Source organism: Citrobacter sp. CtB7.12, from assembly GCF_001297795.1.
GTDB lineage: Bacteria > Pseudomonadota > Gammaproteobacteria > Enterobacterales > Enterobacteriaceae > Citrobacter_A > Citrobacter_A amalonaticus.
Genome location: NZ_LIFT01000007.1, coordinates 311207 through 330124 on the forward strand (window position 1 = coordinate 311207; position 18918 = coordinate 330124).

Below are 18918 nucleotides of genomic sequence, written 5' to 3' on the forward strand. Positions count from 1 at the left end.
CTGACAAACCATCATCAAAAATACCGATGGAAGGGAACATTATGCGAATTGGCATACCAAAAGAACGGTTTACCAATGAAACCCGCGTAGCAGCGACGCCGAAAACGGTTGAGCAACTGCTGAAGTTGGGTTTCACCGTCGCGGTTGAGAGCGGCGCGGGTGGACTGGCGAGTTTTGACGATAAAGCTTTTGTAGAAGCGGGCGCGGAAATTGTCGATAGCAGCGCTGTCTGGCAATCAGAGATCATTCTGAAGGTTAACGCACCGGAAGATGCAGAAATTCCGTTACTCAATCCGGGCACCACGCTGGTCAGCTTTATCTGGCCTGCGCAGAATCCAGAGTTAATGCAAAAGCTCGCCGAGCGTAATGTGACGGTGATGGCAATGGATTCTGTACCGCGTATTTCACGTGCGCAGTCGCTGGATGCATTAAGCTCGATGGCAAACATTGCCGGTTATCGGGCGATTGTGGAAGCCGCGCACGAGTTTGGCCGCTTCTTTACCGGGCAGATCACCGCTGCGGGTAAAGTCCCTCCAGCCAAAGTGATGGTGATCGGGGCCGGTGTTGCTGGTCTGGCCGCCATAGGCGCTGCGAACAGCCTGGGCGCGATTGTGCGTGCCTTTGACACCCGTCCGGAAGTGAAAGAACAGGTCCAGAGTATGGGCGCTGAATTCCTCGAACTGGATTTCAAAGAGGAAGCGGGAAGCGGTGACGGTTACGCCAAAGTGATGTCTGAAGCGTTTATCAAAGCGGAAATGGCGCTGTTTGCTGCGCAGGCAAAAGAGGTCGACATTATTGTCACCACTGCGCTGATTCCGGGTAAACCAGCACCGAAACTGATCACCCGCGAAATGGTTGATTCCATGAAAGCGGGCAGCGTGATTGTCGATCTGGCGGCGCAAAACGGCGGGAACTGCGAATACACCGTCGCCAATCAGGTCACAACCACGGCCAACGGCGTTAAGGTGATCGGTTATACCGACTTGCCAGGGCGTCTGCCGACACAGTCTTCACAGCTGTACGGCACCAACCTTGTTAACCTGCTTAAACTGCTGTGCAAAGAGAAAGACGGCAATATCACCGTTGATTTCGACGACGTCGTCGTGCGTGGCGTCACGGTCGTGCGTGACGGCGAAATTACCTGGCCGGCGCCGCCGATTCAGGTATCTGCTCAACCGCAGGCCGCTGCGAAAGCCGCACCGGCTGCAAAAGAGCCGGAAAAACCGGCATCGCCGTGGCGTAAATACGCGCTGATGGCGCTGGTGATCATTCTGTTCGGCTGGCTGGCAGACGTCGCGCCGAAAGAGTTCCTCGGTCACTTTACGGTGTTCGCACTGTCTTGCGTGGTGGGCTACTACGTGGTCTGGAACGTCTCTCATGCTCTGCATACGCCGCTGATGTCCGTGACCAACGCCATTTCGGGGATCATCGTGGTTGGCGCGCTATTGCAGATTGGCCAGGGCGGCTGGGTTAGCTTCCTGAGCTTCATCGCGGTCCTGATTGCCAGCATCAATATTTTCGGTGGCTTCACCGTGACTCAGCGCATGCTGAAAATGTTCCGGAAAAACTAAGGGGTAACACATGTCTGGAGGATTAGTTACAGCTGCATACATTGTTGCCGCGATCCTGTTTATTTTCAGTCTGGCGGGACTTTCAAAACATGAAACGTCTCAGCAGGGTAACAACTTCGGTATCGCCGGGATGGCGATTGCGCTGATTGCCACGATTTTTGGCCCGGACACCGGCAACGTTGCCTGGATCCTGGTGGCAATGATCATCGGCGGCGCGATTGGTATTCGTCTGGCGAAGAAAGTTGAAATGACCGAAATGCCGGAACTGGTGGCGATTCTGCACAGCTTCGTCGGCCTGGCTGCGGTACTGGTCGGCTTCAACAGCTATCTGTATCACGAAGCGGGCCTTGAGCCGATTCTGGTTAATATTCACCTGACCGAAGTGTTCCTTGGCATCTTTATCGGTGCGGTGACCTTTACCGGTTCAGTGGTGGCATTTGGTAAGCTGCGCGGCAAGATCTCTTCTAAACCGCTGATGCTGCCGAACCGTCACAAAATGAACCTCGCGGCGCTGGTGGTCTCTTTCCTGCTGCTGGTGGTTTTTGTCCGTACCGAAAGCGTTGGCTTGCAGGTCCTGGCACTGCTGGTGATGACCATTATTGCGCTGGCGTTTGGCTGGCACCTGGTGGCGTCCATTGGCGGGGCGGATATGCCGGTCGTGGTCTCCATGCTGAATTCCTATTCGGGTTGGGCGGCAGCGGCGGCGGGCTTCATGCTGAGCAACGATCTGCTGATCGTGACCGGTGCGCTGGTGGGTTCTTCCGGTGCGATTCTGTCTTACATCATGTGTAAGGCGATGAACCGCTCGTTCATCAGCGTGATTGCAGGGGGCTTTGGCACCGATGGTACAGCGTCCAGTGGTGATGAAGAAGTGGGCGAACACCGTGAGATCAGCGCAGAAGAGACTGCGGATATGCTGAAAAACTCGCATACGGTGATCATCACCCCGGGATACGGCATGGCGGTGGCGCAGGCACAGTATCCGGTCGCGGAAATTACCGAGAAGCTGCGCGCGCGCGGTATCAAGGTACGTTTCGGCATCCACCCGGTGGCAGGTCGTCTGCCTGGTCACATGAACGTACTGTTGGCGGAAGCGAAAGTGCCTTACGACATCGTGCTGGAAATGGACGAGATCAACGATGATTTCGCCGATACCGACACCGTGTTGGTTATTGGCGCGAATGATACCGTGAACCCGGCGGCGCAGGACGATCCAAACAGTCCTATCGCTGGGATGCCGGTGCTGGAAGTGTGGAAAGCGCAGAACGTAATTGTCTTCAAACGTTCGATGAATACCGGCTACGCCGGTGTGCAGAACCCGCTGTTCTTCAAAGAGAACACCCATATGCTGTTTGGCGATGCCAAAGCCAGCGTGGATGCGATTCTGAAAGCGCTGTAATCCGTTGTTCTGTTGAAACGGCCTCTGCGGAGGCCGTTTTTACGTCGGTCACTTTTTATTTGCATCGCCTAACAGAATGGCAATACTTTGCCCACCAATGGATTGTTCCAGCGCAATCTTGACGATAATGGTCAGCGGTACCGAAAGCAGCATCCCCACCGGACCCAGCAGCCAACCCCAGAAGATCAACGACAGAAACACCACCAGCGTAGAGAGCCCCAGACCGCGTCCCATGATGCGTGGTTCAAGGATATTGCCGAACACCAGGTTGATGATCAGATAGCCCGCCAGCACCACCAGCGCATCGTACAGGCCGCCAAACGCCAACACCTGAATGATGGGCGGGATCGCTGCCAGCACTGAACCAATGTTTGGGATGTAGTTGAGTGCAAAGGCCAACAACCCCCAGATAAAGGCGAATCGAACGTCCAGTGCCGACAGCATGCCCCAGACCACCAGTCCGGTGACCAGACTGATTGCCGTTTTCAGCACCAGATAGTGCGATACGCTATCAATGGCGCGCTGAATGGCGGCCATCCCCTCGACCGGACGGACCATAATCTGCTGGAATTTAGTGGGGAGTTGCGGCACTTCCAGCAGCATAAAGACCACTGTCAGCAGGAGTAAAAATATCGATGACATGGCATTGGTTAATTGCGCCAGCAAATTGGTGATCAGGGTCATCGCCGCGTTGGGGTCAATATACTTCACCATCTCATCCACTGAGACGCCGATGCCTAAGCGGACCAGCCAGGGCTCGAGGTTTTTCAGCGGAATGACCAGTGAGGAACGATACTGGGGCAGGGTGCGCGCCAGTTCGTTGAGGGACGTTCCGAGGTAAGCCAGCAGTAACACCATCGCCATGACGATGATGATCACCAGCAAGGATATCGCCAGCACGCGCGGAACGCGCAGTTTCACCATCCGCTGTACCAGCGGGCTGAGGACGACGGCAATAAATAACGCCAGAATAAATGGCACAATAATATCCGCCGCAAAGCGGATACCGGTAAGAATGATCACCAGCATTCCCAGCATAATGACGATCTTAAGACCGTTCAGCGTGATGATTGGTTTTGCCATGGAGCGTCCTGTATTTTTCTGCTTGCCGCGTATAATAATGTGATTGTGGGCGAATCGTCCTGTGAAAAATCAAACGATTCGGGTAAAGAAGTGAAAAGGTTTTGAGTTAATTCCTGGCCTATGATACAAATCAGGCGTGTTCAACTACCGAGGACAATTATCATCCGCGATGACGAGAAGCAACACTGCGGATAATTGTAATATTATGGACAATATGTTCAGGACGTTTTTTTCTACACAAATTCTTCTTCGCACTTCCTCCTCTTTTCTGCTTGCAGGTGAGCAGCACTGGCGCAACGCGCTTTAGTCCCTTCTTCTGTTCGAGTTGACGCTACGCGTCTGGCTAACTGATTTTATTTTCTGGTTTGCAGCGTTGTGCAAGCCCACAGGATTATATTCTCAAGCAGGAGAAGCACCATGTTTTACTGGATTTTATTAGGTCTGGCGATTGCCGCTGAAATTACCGGCACATTGTCGATGAAATGGGCAAGCGTAAGCGATGACAACAGCGGGTTTATTTTAATGCTGGTGATGATCGCCGCCTCGTATATTTTCCTCTCTTTTGCCGTTAAAAAAATCGCCCTCGGTGTGGCTTACGCATTGTGGGAAGGGATCGGTATTTTATTTATTACGCTGTTTAGCGTGTTGTTATTTGATGAGCCGCTGTCGGTCATGAAAATTGCCGGTCTGGCGACGCTGGTAGTGGGGATCGTGTTGATCAAATCCGGTACCCGCAAGGCGCGTCAGTCAACGAAAGAGGTGACCCATGCAACAGTTTGAATGGGTTCACGCCGCCTGGTTAGGGATGGCGATCGTGCTGGAAATTATCGCCAACGTCTTTTTAAAATTCTCTGACGGCTTTCGTCGGAAATTGTACGGCATTCTCTCGCTGGTCGCGGTACTCGCCGCCTTCAGTGCGCTTTCACAGGCGGTAAAGGGCATTGACCTGTCCGTTGCCTACGCGCTGTGGGGGGGATTTGGTATCGCCGCGACGCTGGCTGCCGGATGGATACTGTTCGGGCAACGTCTGAATCATAAAGGCTGGATAGGCGTTGTGCTGCTGCTGGCTGGCATGGTGATGATTAAACTGGCCTGATGTATCGCTGCCCGCGATTCGCGGGCAGCACGATGCGCCTTATTGTTCCCCGGCCAGCGCATCCAGTTTTTCCCGAAATCCCGTCACCGAGATCGCCCGGTTATCTGCGCGCCAGCGATCTTTCGCCGCCGGGGCGGAACTCTGAACGCCGATTAACTGCCAGCCCGCCTCGGTTTTCAGCATCAGCGGTGAACCGCTGTCGCCCGGCAGCGTGTCGCACTGGTGAGATAACACCGAACTTTGCGCCCAGCCGGTGACGATACAATCCTGATGAGAATAGAGCGTATCCAGATGATCTTCCGGATACCCCGACTGCGTGACCTTGCGTCCGGCCTCTTTGAGTGCGGCGGTTAGTGCCGCTTTATCGCCCTCAAACAACGGTAACGGCGTGATGCCGGAAGGGGGATAGCGCAGAACGATCAGACCAAAGTCCCAAGACGCGGCTGCCGGTGGCACAATCCAGCCGTCGCCATCGGGCTTCAGACGTTTTCCCAGACCGGGATCCACCCGGCCTTCAATACCGTGAATTTCATAACGCCAGAGACCTTTTTTCGAGACAAAACGCAGGACGACGGCTTTATCCGGTTTCCCTTTTGGCGGCGTTAACAAGCAATGTCCGGCAGTGAGCGCCAGATGCGGGGAGATGAGCGTCGCGGTGCAGAGGTTACCGCTGGCGGTTTCCAGTTGTCCGATGGCATCCCACGGCGATTGAGTAGGATCGCTTACCGGCGCGCGATCGTCCTGACCAAAAAATAACGTTTTGATTTCACTGGTCCCGGTATCCGCGTCAGGCTTATCCGCATGCGCAATACCCGATGAAAAGCACAACGAACCCAGTAATACAGTAACGGTTTTACGCATATCACACTCTGTGTGGGTAATTATGATTATTAAAAGAGAACCCTCAGTAATTACTATAGACGTAACGGCGTAAAAGTGAGAGAAAAATCAGAGTACTACGATCAGGAAAGATAAAAGCGGGCGGCTATGAGCGCACATAAAATAAGCGTGATAAGGATGAACTCAAAGCGATAACGGCGCACCATGTTACCCTCCGAAAAGGACGGCGCTAAACCGGGAAAGCGTTCAGCGCCGTTGAAGAATGGCGCAAGGGTTCGCGCCAGTTTACACAGTCAGGATTTAAGCAGCCGGTTGAGCGGCAGGTTTAGCGGCCGGTTTCTGGCTGTGTTTTTTGGTGTGCTTTTTAGCGGCTTGAGCTTTCTGTTCAGGGGCCTTTTGCTCAGTCGTGGCTTTGGCTTTTTTCACGTGTTTTTTCGCGGCCTGCGCTTTTTGTTCTGGCGCTTTCTCGGTAGTCGCTTTGTGATGTTTTTTATGATGTGTGGTTTTGGCCGGCGCCGCTTTTGCAGCAGGCGCTGCAGCCGGTGCAGTTGATGTAGTGTCAGCCGCAAACGCCGCAGAAGACAGACCCATAGCAGCGGCAACAACCAGAGCTAATACTTTTTTCATTCTCATACCCTCGATTTGGTTTTTCATTCAACCCCACTGCGGGGCCGTTGAAATCACTATATCGCTGGATGCTGTGCGCTTCCGTGAGTCATTGGTTTCGGCGTGTAACGATATGTACAACGCCGGGCGCAGCGGCCCGGCGAGGGGATTTACAGATAGCGAGATTCAAGATGGGCGCGGAAATGACGGCTGCTCAATGCTTCTCCGGTAGCCTGAGTAATCAACTGCGCCGTGGTAAAGCGACTGCCGTGCTGCCAGATGTTCTGTTGCAGCCAGTCAAACAAGGCGCTGAAATCGCCGCCTGCAATCTGCTGACTAAGATCCGGCAATGCGCGATTCGCGGCGCTGAACAACTGTGCGGCATACATCGCGCCCAGCGTGTAAGAAGGGAAGTAACCAAACCCGCCGTCCGTCCAGTGAATGTCCTGCATGCAGCCGTCGCGATAGTTCCCTTTTGTTGACAGGCCCAGCCAGGTCTGCATTTTTTCGTCCCACAGCGCCGGAATGTCGTCCACCTCAATATCGCCATTGATCAATGCGCGCTCAATCTCATAGCGCAGGATGACGTGCGCCGGGTAGCTGACTTCATCCGCATCCACGCGGATAAAACCGGGTTTCACTCGCTGGTTCCAGGCAATGAAATTTTGCTCTTCAAAGGCAGCCTGATCGCCAAAATGACGCTTCACGGCAGGTAGCAGCCGCCTTAAAAATGCATTGCTGCGTCCTACCTGCATTTCAAAAAACAGACTCTGGGATTCGTGGATCGCGGTGGAGCGGGCAAGGGCGACGGGCTGACCCAGCCAGTTACGCGGCAGGTTTTGCTCATAGCGGGCGTGGCCGGTTTCGTGGATCACGCCAAACAGGGCGCTGAGTAATTCGTTTTCGTCATAGCGCGTCGTGATGCGCACATCTTCCGGCACGCCGCCGCAGAAGGGATGTGCGCTGATGTCGAGGCGACCGGCGTTAAAATCGAAACCGAGTACAGACATTGTCTCCAGTCCCAGTTCGCGCTGAACGGCAGTCGGGAAGGGGCCAACAGGGGCAATCAGCGACTGTGGCGACTGGCGGGCAACCACGCGGTTAAGCAGATCCGGCAGCCACGATTTGAGATCGGCAAACAGGCCGTCCAGCTGCGCGCTGGTCATGTCCGGCTCGTAAATGTCCAGCAGCGCGTCATAGGGAGAACAACCTTTCACGTCGGCGCGCAGTCTGGCCTCTTCGCGGCTCAGTTTCACGACTTCTTTTAAATTCGCAGAGAATCCCTGCCAGTCGTTGGCAGGACGCTGACTGCGCCAGGCGTGCTCACAGCGACTGCCGGCGAGAGATTTGTCCTCCACCAACGACTCCGGTAACAACGCGGCCTGGGTATGCAGACGCGTCATTTCCCTCAGATTGGCCTGTTCCACATCATTGAGATCCTCCTGGGCGGCAGCGGCAAGCCATTGCGCCACTTTCGGTTCGGCCAGGATTTGATGTTCCAGAACGCTCAGTTCCGCCAGCGCTTCACCCCGCGCCGCACTGCCGCCGGGTGGCATCATGGCGAACATATCCCAACTGGCGATGGCAGAGAGGTGCGAGAAGCGAGAGAGACGCAGGAAGGTGCGGGTAAGTTGTTGATAGTTTTTGTTGTCCATGTAACCTCTTCGACGTAACAGGCGGGGTGAGTTCCCCCACCATAATGGGTAGTTATGTTTATCGATAGCCTTTTTTATAGTAGCCAACGGGAACATCGTACCCGTTCAATAACAATAAACACACACAGCAAAATGAATCCACTCCACTGGGTTGTCTTTGCTCTTCTGGCACTGGATGCCGTCAGAGAATTGATGGGCTTTTCATCAATCTTAGGAATGTGGTAACCACTGTTGGTTGAGAGGCGAGAAGCCCGGTGAGCCCGGGCTTTTCTTTCAGACTAGACGTGAAGACGGTGATGCAGTCGTGTGCCGACCAGAATAGCCAGTACCAGCATAATCGCGATAAATCCCCCAACGCCGTTCCAGCCATAGTTATGCCAGAACACACCGCCGAGCGTACCGGCGATACTGGACCCCAGATAATAGCTGAACAGATACAGCGAAGAGGCCTGGCCTTTGGCGCGACGCGCACGCGGCCCAATCCAGCTACTGGCCACCGAATGCGCGCCAAAGAATCCGGCTGAAAAGAGCAGCATTCCGGCGAAAATCAGCCACAGCGAACTGAACAACGTCATTAACAAACCGAACAGCATCACGACGGTGGAAAAGAGCATCACCGGACCGCGCCCGTAACGTACCGTCATCGAACCAGCTTTCGGTGAACTCCAGGTTCCGGTCAGATAGGCGACGGAAAGCAAACCGACCACAGCCTGACTGAGTTCCCACGGTGAAAGCATCAGACGATAGCCGATGTAGTTAAACAGGGTGACGAACGACCCCATCAACAGAAAGCCTTCGGCAAACAGCAGCGGCAGTCCCTGGTCGCGCCAGTGGATCCGGAAATTAATAAACAGCGTTTTGGGGCGCAGCGACGTGGGCCGGAAGTGGCGTGATTCTGGCAGTATTTTCCAGAACATCAGGGCTGATGCCAGCGCAAAGCAGCCAATAGCAGCCAGCGCAATACGCCAGCTAAAGAAATCGGTAAACACGCCGCTAATCAGACGTCCGCTCATCCCGCCAATCGAGTTGCCGCTGATGTACAACCCCATTGAAAATGCGACAAAACTGGGGTGAATCTCCTCACTCAGATAGGTCATCCCGACCGCCGCCACGCCGCTGAGTGAAAGGCCGATCAGCGCGCGCATCACCAGAATGCCATGCCAGCTGGTCATCATTGTCGAGAGCAACGTACAGCAGGAGGCGAGCAGCAACGCGGTCACCATCACCGGCTTGCGCCCGATGGCATCCGAAAGCGGACCGGTAAACAGCAGGCCAACGGCTAACATTCCGGTGGAGATCGACAGTGAAATACTGCTGCTGGCGGGAGATACGCCAAACTCATGGGACAACACCGGCAGAATAGGCTGGACGCAGTACAGCAGGGCGAAAGTCGCCAGTCCGGCAGAAAAGAGCGCCAGCGTGACGCGCATAAAGGCAGAAGTACCGCGTTGAATAAACTGAACCGGCTGAGAAATGCGTTGGTCGTCAATATCGCTCGCCGTCGCGTCATTGACAGTAGTAGTACGACTCACTGGAAATCCTTGCGCAACAAACCCGTGTTTTGAGGGGACGGGCATAACCTTGTTGAGTAGAGTAGGAAAATCTCATTATTCTGTCTAATATATTAATAGTCTCAAATAATACGTTTAAAATATGAATATTGAACTGCGTCACCTTCGTTACTTTGTTGCCGTGGCGGAAGAACTGCATTTTGGGCGCGCCGCAACCCGACTGAACATTTCGCAGCCACCGCTGAGCCAGCAAATACAGATGCTTGAGCAGCAGGTCGGCGCGCGCCTGCTCGCGCGAACTAACCGTAGCGTCGCCCTGACCGCCGCTGGCAAGCAATTTCTCGCCGACAGTCGGCAGATCCTCGGGTTGGTCAATGATGCCGCCGCCCGTGCGGAGCGTCTGCATCAGGGGGAAGCCGGAGAGTTGCGCATCGGTTTTACCTCGTCGGCACCGTTTATCCGCGCGGTGTCGGATACCCTGTCGCTGTTCCGCCAGAAATACCCGGATATGCATTTGCAGACCCGCGAGATGAACACCCGCGAACAGCTGGCGCCGTTGAGCGAAGGGGCGCTGGATCTGGGCCTGATGCGCAATACCCCGTTGCCAGAGAGCTTGCATCATGAGGTGATTTTGCATGAACCGCTGATGGCGATGATCCCCAGGGTTTTCCCGCTTTCGCAAAAGCCGGTGGTGACGCTGGCCGAACTGGCGAAAGAGCCGTTTGTCTTCTTTGACCCGCACGTCGGAACGGGTCTTTATGACGATATTCTCGGCATGATGCGCCGTTACCAGTTGACGCCGGTGATTACCCAGGAGGTCGGTGAGGCGATGACGATCATTGGGCTGGTCGCTGCCGGATTAGGGGTGTCGATCCTTCCGGCCTCGTTTAAAAAAGTGCAGCTCAATGAGATGTGTTGGGTACCGATTGCGGAAGACGATGCGGTTTCGGAAATGTGGCTGGTCTGGTCGGCGCATCATGAACCAAGCCAGGCGGCGCTACGCTTTCGTCAGCAATTAATTCAGGCCGTCAGGAACGCTTAAATTAATTTAATAACGGCTGAAAATGTGCAGTTAATCACACGGCTAAGTAAAAAGTTGACGTTGTGTATTGAAGTGCTTCACCATAGCCTACAGATTATTTCGGAGCGCGAAAATAAAGGGAGTCAGAGGTGGTTGCTGATAGTCAGCCTGGGCACATCGATCAAATAAAGCAGACCAATGCGGGCGCCGTTTATCGGCTGATTGATCAGCTGGGACCGGTATCGCGTATTGATCTTTCGCGTCTTGCGCAACTGGCACCCGCCAGTATCACGAAGATTGTGCGTGAAATGCTGGAAGCGCATCTGGTCCAGGAACTGGAAATTAAAGAAGCGGGGAGTCGCGGACGCCCGGCAGTGGGGCTGGTGGTGGAAACCGAAGCCTGGCACTATCTGTCCCTTCGCATCAGTCGTGGAGAAATCTTTCTCGCCCTGCGCGATCTCAGCAGCAAGCTGGTCGTAGAAGACTGTCTTGAACTGCCGCTCAACGATGAAACGCCGTTGCTGGCGCGTATTGTCACGCTGGTCGATCAGTTTTTTATTCGTCATCAGCAGAAGCTCGAACGTCTGACTTCCATTGCCATTACCTTACCCGGCATTATCGATACCGAGAATGGGATCGTGCATCGTATGCCGTTTTATGCCGATGTGAAAGAGATGCCGCTCGGTGATACGCTGGCGCAGCACACCGGCGTGCCGGTCTACATTCAGCATGATATCAGTGCCTGGACGATGGCAGAGGCGCTGTTTGGCGCGTCCCGCGGTGCGCGCGATGTCATTCAGGTGGTCATCGATCATAACGTTGGCGCCGGGGTGATTACCGACGGTCATTTACTGCATGCGGGTAGCAGCAGCCTGGTGGAGATTGGCCACACCCAGGTCGATCCTTACGGAAAACGCTGCTACTGCGGCAACCACGGCTGTCTGGAAACCATCGCCAGCGTGGAAAGTGTGCTGGAGCTGGCGCAACTGCGACTGGCGCAATCCATGAGCTCTTCGCTTCACGGCCAGCCGTTGACGGTCGATTCGCTGTGTCAGGCGGCGTTGCAGGGCGACTTGCTGGCAAAAGACATTATCAGCGGTGTGGGGACCCACGTTGGCCGTATCCTTGCCATTATGGTCAATCTGTTCAATCCGCAAAAAATACTGATTGGATCGCCGCTCAGTAAAGCTGCAGACGTGTTGTTTCCGGCGATTGCGGACAGCATCCGCCAGCAGGCGCTACCGGCCTACAGCAAAAATATGGTCGTTGAGAGCACACAGTTCTCTAATCAGGGGACAATGGCGGGAGCCGCGCTGGTAAAAGACGCGATGTATAATGGTTCTTTGTTGATTCGTCTATTACAGGGTTAACATTTTTTAACTGTTCTACCAAAAATTGCGCTAACTCAAGCTGATTCCACCGGGCATACCTTAGACTTTCTCCACTGTATTATTTTCCTGGCTTATATTTTCGAAGCATAACGGTGGAGTTGGTGATGCTGAAGCGTTTCTTTATTACAGGTACAGACACTTCTGTTGGGAAGACGGTTGTTTCCCGCGCATTGCTACAAGCGTTAGCGTCGGGGGGGAAAAGCGTTGCAGGATATAAACCGGTTGCGAAGAGCAGTAAAGAGACGCCCGAAGGGTTGCGCAACCGGGATGCGCTGGTGCTGCAAAGCGTGTCGACGTTGGAATTACCCTATGAGGCGGTTAACCCCATCGCCCTGAGCGAAGATGAAAGTAGCGTGGCCCACAGTGGCCCAATCAATTACACCTTGCTTTCTAACGGGCTGGCTAGCCTGAGCGAAAAGGTTGATCATGTCGTGGTTGAAGGCACGGGTGGCTGGCGCAGCCTGATGAACGATCTGCGTCCACTGTCCGAATGGGTGGTGCAGGAGCAGTTACCGGTGTTGATGGTGGTCGGTATTCAGGAAGGCTGTATTAACCATGCGCTGCTGACGGCTCAGGCGATCGCCAATGACGGTTTACCGCTGATCGGTTGGGTCGCTAACCGTATTAATCCGGGTCTGGCACATTACGCAGAGATTATCGATGTACTGAGCAAAAAACTGCCAGCACCGCTGATTGGCGAACTGCCTTATTTACCGCGTGCCGAGCAGCGTGAACTCGGACAGTACATTCGCCTGTCAATGCTGGGTAGCGTCCTGTCGGTCGACAGAATCATGGCGTAACGTCCCCGACAGGACAGACGCAAACACCCAGGCCTTCAATAAACCGGGGAGCAAACGATACTCCCCGGTCATTTCACAAACCCTCACTCTTCGTGAATGTTCAACGCCCGGCGGGTGCGTCCTGAGCTGAGATAATCGGCGATGTAATCCTGTGAGATCTCACCGTTGTAGCGTCCTTCCTCGTCAACGATCGGCATCCAACTGGTATTACTTTCATACAGTTTGGAGAGCACAATCCGCAGGTTATCTTCGGCTTTACCGGTAATGCGGAAGGGATGAAGGATATCTGCGCAGGTGCCGCTGGCCTGGCGCGCCTCGCGACGTTTCACAAAGCCCAGTGGTTTTCCTTCGCCATCCACCACCGTAATGGCGCGAATATCGTTGTCATCCATAATGCCAAAGGCTTCCTTCAGCGACGTGGATGGCTGAGCAGTCAGCGTCGGTTGTTGATCGGTCACATCGCCCGCCGAAACCAGCAGCAGACGCTTAAGCGTGCGGTCCTGACCGACGAATGAACCGACAAAATCGTTGGCCGGTTTGGCCAGCAGTTCATCGGGGCTGGCGCACTGGACAATCCGTCCCTGACGGAACACGGCAATGCGATCGCCAAGTTTCAGCGCCTCATCGATATCATGACTCACCAGCATCACGGTTTTTTTCAGCGCACGTTGCATCTCAAGGAACTGATTCTGGATCACTTCGCGGTTGATGGGGTCGACGGCGCCAAACGGCTCGTCCATCAGCAGGACCGGCGGATCCGCCGCCAGGGCGCGAATCACGCCAATACGCTGTTGCTGACCGCCGGACATTTCTTTTGGATAGCGATGCAGAAACTTTTTGGCATCCATCGCCACCATCTCCATTAATTCTTCGGCGCGGCTTTTACAGCGGGCTTTGTCCCAGCCCAGCATGCGGGGGACGACCGTGATGTTCTCTTCAATCGTCATATTGGGAAACAGGCCAATCTGTTGGATCACATAGCCAATATTACGGCGCAGGGTCACGGTATCCATCTCATTGGTATTTTCACCGTTTATCAGGATGTTGCCACTGCTCGGGGTAATCAGACGGTTAATCATCTTCAGGGTGGTGGTCTTACCGCAGCCCGACGGCCCCAGCAAAACACACATTTCTCCCTCCGGCACGTTCAGATTAACGTTATCGACGGCCTTCAGCGGCTGACCCTTTTTCTGTGAAAATTGTTTGGTGAGGTTTTCCAGTTTTATCATTATCGTATCCCCTTAGGTGTCAGAACGACTTGCAGGCGGTGTAACAGCCAGTCGAGCACAATCGCTAAAAAACAAATCATCAATGCACCGGCAATCAGCATGCGAATGTCGCTGCCGCCGATGCCGTTCAGTAACAGTAATCCCAGGCCGCCTGCGCCAATCACCGCGGCAATTGCCATGACGCCGATATTCATGACCACGGCGGTGCGGATACCGCCGAAAATCACCGGTAATGCCATCGGGATCTCCACCCAACGCAGGCGCTGCCAGAAGGTCATGCCGATACCGCGACCCGCTTCGCGTAAGCCCGGTGGGAGGTTGTCCAGCGCGGTATGGGTGTTACGCACGATAGGCAGCAGCGAGTAAAGAAACACAGCGGTAATGGCGGGCAGTGCGCCAATTCCGTGACCGATCAGCGAAAACAGGGGGATCATCAACCCGAACAGGGCGATAGAGGGGATCGTCAGCAGCAGCGTCGCGACGCTTAACACCGGCGTTGCCAGCCATTTGTGGCGGACAATCAGGATCCCCAGCGGCACGCCAATCACAATCGCCAACCCAACCGCCAGCGCCACTAGCCACAGATGCTGATAGGTGAGCATCGCCAGATAACCCGCGTTATCCATCATGTAGTGAATCGTATCCATATGCGCTCCTTACAGCAGGTTCTTTTGTTGCAGGAATTCACGAGCAACCTGCTGAGGTGACTGGTGATCGATATCGACCTTCGCATTCAGCGAACTGATCACGTCATTGTTCAACTGGGCCGAGAGGGTATTGAGCGCCTCAGCAAGTCCCGGATGGGCTTCCAGCGTCTCTTTACGCACCACCGGCGTGACAGCGTAACTTGGGAAGAAGCCCTTATCATCCTCCAGTACTTTGAGATCAAACCCTTTCACACGGCCGTCAGTGGTGTAGATGAGACCGGCGTCAACAAAGCCATCGCGTACGGCGTTGTAAACCAGTCCGGGGTCCATCTGGCGGATTTGCGGCCGGTCGAGATCCATCTGATAAGCCTGCTGCAACGGCTTCATTCCGTCGCTACGTCCGGCAAATTCCAGGTCGAGACCCAGCAGCCAGTTGTTATCGGGATCGGTCTGGCGAATGTGTTCAATTTTCGCCACCATCTCCGACATGGTGTTGATGTTCTCCGCTTCGGCACGTTTGCGCTGCATGGCGAAGGCGTAGGTGTTGTTCATATCTGCCGGTTTCAGCCATACCAGTCCCAGTTTGGCATCAAGGCGTTTTACCGTGTCGTACGACTCTTGCGGGCTCATTCGCTTATTGATGTGGTTGAAAATAATCAGTGAAGTGCCGGTGTATTCCCATGTCATATCAATCTGTTTATTGATCATCGCATTACGCGAAATCACTGTGGCGATATTGGTCTGCGGCTGAACCTGAAATCCTTTTTTTTGCAGATACTGAACGGTCATTGCCGAGAGAATGTGCTGCTCGGTAAAACTTTTGGTGGCAAGAATAATCGGGGCCGCCTGAGCCTGGGTGCTGATGAACAGCGCGGCGGCGAACCATCCCAGCCATTTTTTCTTGAGATTCATTTAGCGCTCCTTGTTCTTATCATTGCCATCAGGCCGTATGTGGGCTCAGGACGCGCCCAAGCCAGGCGAGCAGACTGTCGAGGATCAGGGCGAATAGCGCGGTGGCGGTGGCTCCCAGAATCAATGTCGGGAAGTCGTTAAGATAGATGCCAGGGAAAATCAGTTCGCCGTAGCTGCTGGCGCCAATCAGAAACGCCAGCGGGGCAGTACCGACGTTGATCGCCGTGGCAATGCGGATCCCGGAAAGTATTACCGGCCAGGCGTTGGGGATTTCTACCTGACGCAACCGTTGCCATTTCGTCATACCGATGCCGTTTGCCGCTTCAATCAGCGACGACGGTACAGAACTCAATCCTGCCCAGGTGTTACGCACAATCGGCAGCAACGACGCCAGAAACAGCGCAACGATGGCAGGCATGTCACCAATGCCGATAATCACCATCGCCAGCGCGAGAACGGCCAGCGGGGGCAAGGTATTGCCAATATTGAAGATCTGCATGACATATTCGGCAATACCGCGGGCGGCGGGGCGACTAAGCAAAATACCGCTTGGAATACCGACCAGCAGGGCAAAAAACATCGAGGTAAGGACTAAAATCAGGTGCTGTTGACCGAGATAAAGCAAATCAACCTGACGCGATTTGAGGGTATCGATGCCAATTCCCCATACCAGCAGCGCCAGTAGCAGAATGATGGCAATACTAAAGCCCAGCACGCGGGTTAACGTGGATGTGTGCATTGCAGTGTGTCTCCCTGTTTGCATGCGTTATGGCGGCGAAAAATCGTCGCATGTTGTTATGCCATGGTTTGGCAGGGTGTTTTGAGCTATAGCAACAGGGTGGGAAGGATTCCAGCGGGAAGGTGAATTAGATACGCAGACGATTAATCGTCAAACGCGATTTGGCCTTATGCCGTAAAGGATAAGCAGGGTATGTAAAGAATTGTCTTAAAAACGCTGATAAAAAGTGACACTGTAACAATTAAAAATAATGCAGGTATCAGAAAAGGCAGGAAAAACCTGCCTTATAAACGTTAGCGGAACAGCGTTTTTTCCGCGATCGGCATCAATAACTGAGACTGCCACTGTGCCAGAGTATGGCGGGCCAGTTCACCAAGCGCCTGATAAAAAGGATGTCCGGCGTTCTCAATGAACACGTCGAGAAAGCGGAATGACCAGGGGAACAGATGCCACGCCAGCAGTTGTTCGCATTCGCTGTGTCGGCCACTTTCCGCCAGCCACGCCGCCATCAGTAACAACGAGCCGAAATGATCTTCGGGTTCGTTCTGCTCTGTCTCGACGTGAATACCGTTGTCGCGCATCCACTGACGCAGGGCCAGCGTCGATTCGCCAAACAGGACATTTTCACGATCTAGCCAGACCGATCCCCAGGGCGGCGACGGTAACGCGTAGGGTCCCACGAACAGGCGCTGGAATGCCTTGGGAAGTGACTCATCGCTGACGCGTGTAAAGTCCGTTGCCAGCGGGGACAGGGTTTCCGCTGCCAGCGGCCATTGTGTCTGCCAGTCATCAGCGGTTAACGCTGACACCAGAGGCGCGGCTTCGGCGCTGTCGGGGGCGTAGTAAAACAGCGCCCCCAGCACGCGTGCCGTCATCGCAAAATCATCACGTTGAGTAAAATCAGTCATCTGAAACATCCTGAAAAGTGCGGGTTTCCCCGCACGGATTTGTTAACCTGCCACCGCCATACCGACGGTCATATGCAGGCCATAAAACAGGCCGCGGCCAATGATTTCGCCGCCAAGCACGAGGAGCAGCCCCAACAGCAACCCGGCGACATGCGGCTCTTTACGGCGTACCAGCGGGCAGATCCAGCAGCCCAGTCCGGCAGCGACCAGCACCACGCGCCATACCTGCAGAGAGGCGTAATCCGGCACCAGCGCGGAAGCCTGCTGAACCGAACTGTGGATGGTTGCCAGCGACATGCCCTGCAGGACGATGACCGCCACGCTGACCAGCAAGGCCAGCACGCTGATACTGGCAAACAGGGTACCATTAAAGGTGACGCGGGACGCCCGCAGCAGCAATGCTGCGAATAGCGGGCCGCTGAGCAACGCCGTCAAGAAGAACGCCAGCGTCGTATAGCCAGTATACCAGGTCGGCACGGTATCAATCAGGTAAACGCGGGTCATCGCCCAGACGAAGACGATCCCCAGTACCATGCTGACCAGCAGCCAGAATTTCCCCAGCGCGAGCGGCATTTTACCCAGAACGGCGACCAGCCACCAGATTCCACCCACGGCGAAAAAGACGGAGCCAGCGGCAATTTCATTACTCAACCCGGATGCGCCAATGCGATTGAGGGAGTTAAATGCCCGCATCGGCGACCCCAGGTGCATGATTGACGCCAGGAATCCCAGCCCCATCACCAGCCAGAGGAAAAACATGCTGCGAACCAGACGTTGCCGGGCGGCGGCATCGTCTTTCATTGCCAACCAGCCAAGTCCACTAACAATCAGCGCGCCTACGACGCACTGGCCGAGTACGGTAAACAGCACCAGCGGCCATTCATGCCATCCATTTCCCATTTTACACCTCCTTCGGATTCGCCAGATAACCGGTGGTATCCCCGGTCGGACGGCTGTTGGCATTCGGTTTGATCACAATACTTGGCTTCGTAAAGTGCGCGCCAGGCAGCGGAGCAACCGCCGCCAGATCGCCGTGTTTCTGACGCAGTTCGTCGACAGGACCGAAATCCAGCGCACGTAGCGGACAAGATTCGACACAGATCGGTTTCTTGCCTTCCGCCACCCGGTCATGACAGCCGTCGCATTTGGTCATGTGGCCTTTGGCGGCGTTGTACTGCGGCGCGCCGTACGGACAGGCCATATGGCAATAACGACAGCCGATGCAGACATCTTCATCCACCACCACAAAGCCGTCTTCCCGTTTGTGCATCGCCCCGCTCGGACAGACCTTGGTACAGGCCGGATCTTCACAGTGGTTACAGGCAATAGAGAGATAATAGGCAAACACGTTCTGGTGCCAGACGCCGTTGTCTTCCTGCCAGTCTCCGCCCGCATATTCATAAATGCGGCGGAAGCTGACATCCGGGGTTAAGTCTTTGTAATCTTTACAGGCCAGTTCGCAGGTTTTACAACCGGTGCAACGGCTGGAATCAATAAAAAATCCATACTG

21 protein-coding genes and 1 pseudogene are annotated in these 18918 nt (G+C 54.6%); 8 read left to right on the top strand and 14 right to left on the bottom strand.

Features of this window, described 5'->3' with window-relative positions; genetic code table 11:
• Positions 1-41 precede the first annotated feature (41 nt).
• Together pntA and pntB are read left to right on the top strand one after the other, a co-directional pair.
• The gene (gene pntA, locus AOY24_RS11805) at positions 42-1571 is read left to right on the top strand and encodes a Re/Si-specific NAD(P)(+) transhydrogenase subunit alpha (RefSeq protein ID WP_044254616.1); all 1530 of its coding nucleotides are present in this window, start codon (positions 42-44) and stop codon (positions 1569-1571) included.
• 10 nt (positions 1572-1581) lie between these two features.
• A complete protein-coding gene (pntB, locus tag AOY24_RS11810) occupies positions 1582-2970 on the top strand; it encodes a Re/Si-specific NAD(P)(+) transhydrogenase subunit beta (protein WP_043000766.1) in 1389 nt (462 codons plus the stop codon).
• A 48-nt stretch (positions 2971-3018) separates the two neighbouring features.
• Here pntB and AOY24_RS11815 read toward each other — a convergent pair whose 3' ends face one another.
• Entirely contained in the window at positions 3019-4053 is a 1035-nt protein-coding gene (locus tag AOY24_RS11815) for an AI-2E family transporter (protein WP_044265334.1), read from the bottom strand.
• A gap of 417 nt (positions 4054-4470) precedes the next feature.
• Between AOY24_RS11815 and mdtJ the strand changes: the two genes are divergently transcribed.
• The gene (gene mdtJ, locus AOY24_RS11820) at positions 4471-4833 is read left to right on the top strand and encodes a multidrug/spermidine efflux SMR transporter subunit MdtJ (RefSeq protein ID WP_043000764.1); all 363 of its coding nucleotides are present in this window, start codon (positions 4471-4473) and stop codon (positions 4831-4833) included.
• Positions 4820-5149 carry a multidrug/spermidine efflux SMR transporter subunit MdtI gene (gene mdtI, locus AOY24_RS11825; RefSeq protein ID WP_043000763.1) on the top strand — a complete coding sequence of 110 codons (330 nt, stop codon included), beginning with the start codon at positions 4820-4822 and terminating at the stop codon, positions 5147-5149. The genes mdtJ and mdtI overlap by 14 nt, the downstream gene beginning before the upstream one ends.
• Before the next feature lie 39 nt (positions 5150-5188).
• On the opposite strand, the gene AOY24_RS11830 is transcribed toward mdtI, so the two are convergent.
• The 4 genes from AOY24_RS11830 to AOY24_RS11840 all read right to left on the bottom strand — a co-directional run bounded on the left by AOY24_RS11830 (position 5189) and on the right by AOY24_RS11840 (position 8250).
• A complete protein-coding gene (locus AOY24_RS11830; protein WP_044254610.1) occupies positions 5189-6010 on the bottom strand; it encodes a serine protease in 822 nt (273 codons plus the stop codon).
• 101 nt (positions 6011-6111) lie between these two features.
• Positions 6112-6195, bottom strand: coding sequence for a hypothetical protein (locus AOY24_RS24935; RefSeq protein ID WP_099434124.1), 84 nt, complete (start codon positions 6193-6195; stop codon positions 6112-6114).
• A 94-nt stretch (positions 6196-6289) separates the two neighbouring features.
• On the bottom strand, positions 6290-6616 hold the full coding sequence (gene asr, locus AOY24_RS11835; protein WP_043000761.1) for an acid resistance repetitive basic protein Asr: 327 nt from the start codon (positions 6614-6616) through the stop codon (positions 6290-6292).
• Positions 6617-6765: 149 nt separating this feature from the next.
• Positions 6766-8250 carry a carboxypeptidase M32 gene (locus AOY24_RS11840; RefSeq protein ID WP_054176679.1) on the bottom strand — a complete coding sequence of 495 codons (1485 nt, stop codon included), beginning with the start codon at positions 8248-8250 and terminating at the stop codon, positions 6766-6768.
• Between the two features lie 132 nt (positions 8251-8382).
• On the opposite strand from AOY24_RS11840, the gene AOY24_RS25645 reads away from it, so the two are divergent.
• Complete coding sequence (locus AOY24_RS25645; protein ID WP_224267594.1) at positions 8383-8475, top strand: KPN_01571 family protein; 93 nt, start codon at positions 8383-8385, stop codon at positions 8473-8475.
• 53 nt (positions 8476-8528) lie between these two features.
• Here AOY24_RS25645 and AOY24_RS11845 read toward each other — a convergent pair whose 3' ends face one another.
• A complete protein-coding gene (locus AOY24_RS11845; RefSeq protein WP_043000759.1) occupies positions 8529-9782 on the bottom strand; it encodes an MFS transporter in 1254 nt (417 codons plus the stop codon).
• Between the two features lie 121 nt (positions 9783-9903).
• Here AOY24_RS11845 and AOY24_RS11850 point away from each other — a divergent pair, with 121 nt between their 5' ends.
• The 3 genes from AOY24_RS11850 to bioD all read left to right on the top strand — a co-directional run bounded on the left by AOY24_RS11850 (position 9904) and on the right by bioD (position 12973).
• Complete coding sequence (locus tag AOY24_RS11850; protein WP_044254605.1) at positions 9904-10803, top strand: LysR family transcriptional regulator; 900 nt, start codon at positions 9904-9906, stop codon at positions 10801-10803.
• A 128-nt stretch (positions 10804-10931) separates the two neighbouring features.
• Entirely contained in the window at positions 10932-12152 is a 1221-nt protein-coding gene (gene mlc, locus AOY24_RS11855; RefSeq protein ID WP_043000757.1) for a sugar metabolism global transcriptional regulator Mlc, read from the top strand.
• Between the two features lie 125 nt (positions 12153-12277).
• Positions 12278-12973 (top strand): dethiobiotin synthase, encoded by a 696-nt coding sequence (bioD, locus tag AOY24_RS11860; RefSeq protein WP_043000756.1) that lies wholly within the window; start codon positions 12278-12280, stop codon positions 12971-12973.
• On the opposite strand, the pseudogene AOY24_RS25380 reads toward bioD, so the two are convergent.
• The 8 genes and pseudogenes from AOY24_RS25380 to AOY24_RS11895 form a co-directional block, all read right to left on the bottom strand.
• Positions 12929-13054 (bottom strand): annotated as a pseudogene (locus tag AOY24_RS25380) (hypothetical protein); the annotation flags it as partial. The gene bioD and the pseudogene AOY24_RS25380 sit on opposite strands and share 45 nt — an antisense overlap.
• Positions 13055-13056: 2 nt before the next feature.
• Positions 13057-14202, bottom strand: a complete 1146-nt coding sequence (gene osmV, locus AOY24_RS11865) for an osmoprotectant ABC transporter ATP-binding protein OsmV (RefSeq protein WP_043000755.1) — start codon at positions 14200-14202, stop codon at positions 13057-13059.
• Positions 14202-14849: an osmoprotectant ABC transporter permease OsmW gene (gene osmW / locus AOY24_RS11870; protein WP_043000754.1), complete on the bottom strand. Its 648-nt coding sequence runs from the start codon at positions 14847-14849 to the stop codon at positions 14202-14204. The genes osmV and osmW overlap by 1 nt, the downstream gene beginning before the upstream one ends.
• Positions 14850-14858: 9 nt before the next feature.
• Positions 14859-15761, bottom strand: coding sequence for an osmoprotectant ABC transporter substrate-binding protein OsmX (osmX, locus tag AOY24_RS11875; RefSeq protein WP_043000753.1), 903 nt, complete (start codon positions 15759-15761; stop codon positions 14859-14861).
• A gap of 28 nt (positions 15762-15789) precedes the next feature.
• Entirely contained in the window at positions 15790-16500 is a 711-nt protein-coding gene (gene osmY, locus AOY24_RS11880) for an osmoprotectant ABC transporter permease OsmY (protein WP_043000752.1), read from the bottom strand.
• Between the two features lie 293 nt (positions 16501-16793).
• Entirely contained in the window at positions 16794-17408 is a 615-nt protein-coding gene (gene dmsD, locus AOY24_RS11885; protein ID WP_043000751.1) for a Tat proofreading chaperone DmsD, read from the bottom strand.
• 42 nt (positions 17409-17450) lie between these two features.
• Positions 17451-18308, bottom strand: a complete 858-nt coding sequence (locus AOY24_RS11890) for a dimethyl sulfoxide reductase anchor subunit family protein (protein ID WP_054176680.1) — start codon at positions 18306-18308, stop codon at positions 17451-17453.
• A gap of 1 nt (position 18309) precedes the next feature.
• Positions 18310-18918 (bottom strand): DMSO/selenate family reductase complex B subunit (locus tag AOY24_RS11895; RefSeq protein WP_072185390.1); only part of this gene is annotated, 609 nt, incomplete at its 5' end.

Bases quoted from the DNA above. Each gene is read 5' to 3' on its own strand.
- osmY (WP_043000752.1), bottom strand. From the start codon at position 16,500: ATGCACACATCCACGTTAACCCGCGTGCTGGGCTTTAGTATTGCCATC.
- AOY24_RS24935 (WP_099434124.1), bottom strand. From the start codon at position 6,195: ATGGTGCGCCGTTATCGCTTTGAGTTCATCCTTATCACGCTTATTTTA.
- AOY24_RS11815 (WP_044265334.1), bottom strand. From the start codon at position 4,053: ATGGCAAAACCAATCATCACGCTGAACGGTCTTAAGATCGTCATTATG.
- AOY24_RS11840 (WP_054176679.1), bottom strand. From the start codon at position 8,250: ATGGACAACAAAAACTATCAACAACTTACCCGCACCTTCCTGCGTCTC.
- dmsD (WP_043000751.1), bottom strand. From the start codon at position 17,408: ATGACTGATTTTACTCAACGTGATGATTTTGCGATGACGGCACGCGTG.
- pntA (WP_044254616.1), top strand. From the start codon at position 42: ATGCGAATTGGCATACCAAAAGAACGGTTTACCAATGAAACCCGCGTA.
- osmV (WP_043000755.1), bottom strand. From the start codon at position 14,202: ATGATAAAACTGGAAAACCTCACCAAACAATTTTCACAGAAAAAGGGT.
- AOY24_RS11830 (WP_044254610.1), bottom strand. From the start codon at position 6,010: ATGCGTAAAACCGTTACTGTATTACTGGGTTCGTTGTGCTTTTCATCG.
- bioD (WP_043000756.1), top strand. From the start codon at position 12,278: ATGCTGAAGCGTTTCTTTATTACAGGTACAGACACTTCTGTTGGGAAG.
- AOY24_RS11890 (WP_054176680.1), bottom strand. From the start codon at position 18,308: ATGGGAAATGGATGGCATGAATGGCCGCTGGTGCTGTTTACCGTACTC.
- asr (WP_043000761.1), bottom strand. From the start codon at position 6,616: ATGAAAAAAGTATTAGCTCTGGTTGTTGCCGCTGCTATGGGTCTGTCT.
- mdtJ (WP_043000764.1), top strand. From the start codon at position 4,471: ATGTTTTACTGGATTTTATTAGGTCTGGCGATTGCCGCTGAAATTACC.
- AOY24_RS11850 (WP_044254605.1), top strand. From the start codon at position 9,904: ATGAATATTGAACTGCGTCACCTTCGTTACTTTGTTGCCGTGGCGGAA.
- osmX (WP_043000753.1), bottom strand. From the start codon at position 15,761: ATGAATCTCAAGAAAAAATGGCTGGGATGGTTCGCCGCCGCGCTGTTC.
- osmW (WP_043000754.1), bottom strand. From the start codon at position 14,849: ATGGATACGATTCACTACATGATGGATAACGCGGGTTATCTGGCGATG.
- AOY24_RS25645 (WP_224267594.1), top strand. From the start codon at position 8,383: ATGAATCCACTCCACTGGGTTGTCTTTGCTCTTCTGGCACTGGATGCC.
- mdtI (WP_043000763.1), top strand. From the start codon at position 4,820: ATGCAACAGTTTGAATGGGTTCACGCCGCCTGGTTAGGGATGGCGATC.
- pntB (WP_043000766.1), top strand. From the start codon at position 1,582: ATGTCTGGAGGATTAGTTACAGCTGCATACATTGTTGCCGCGATCCTG.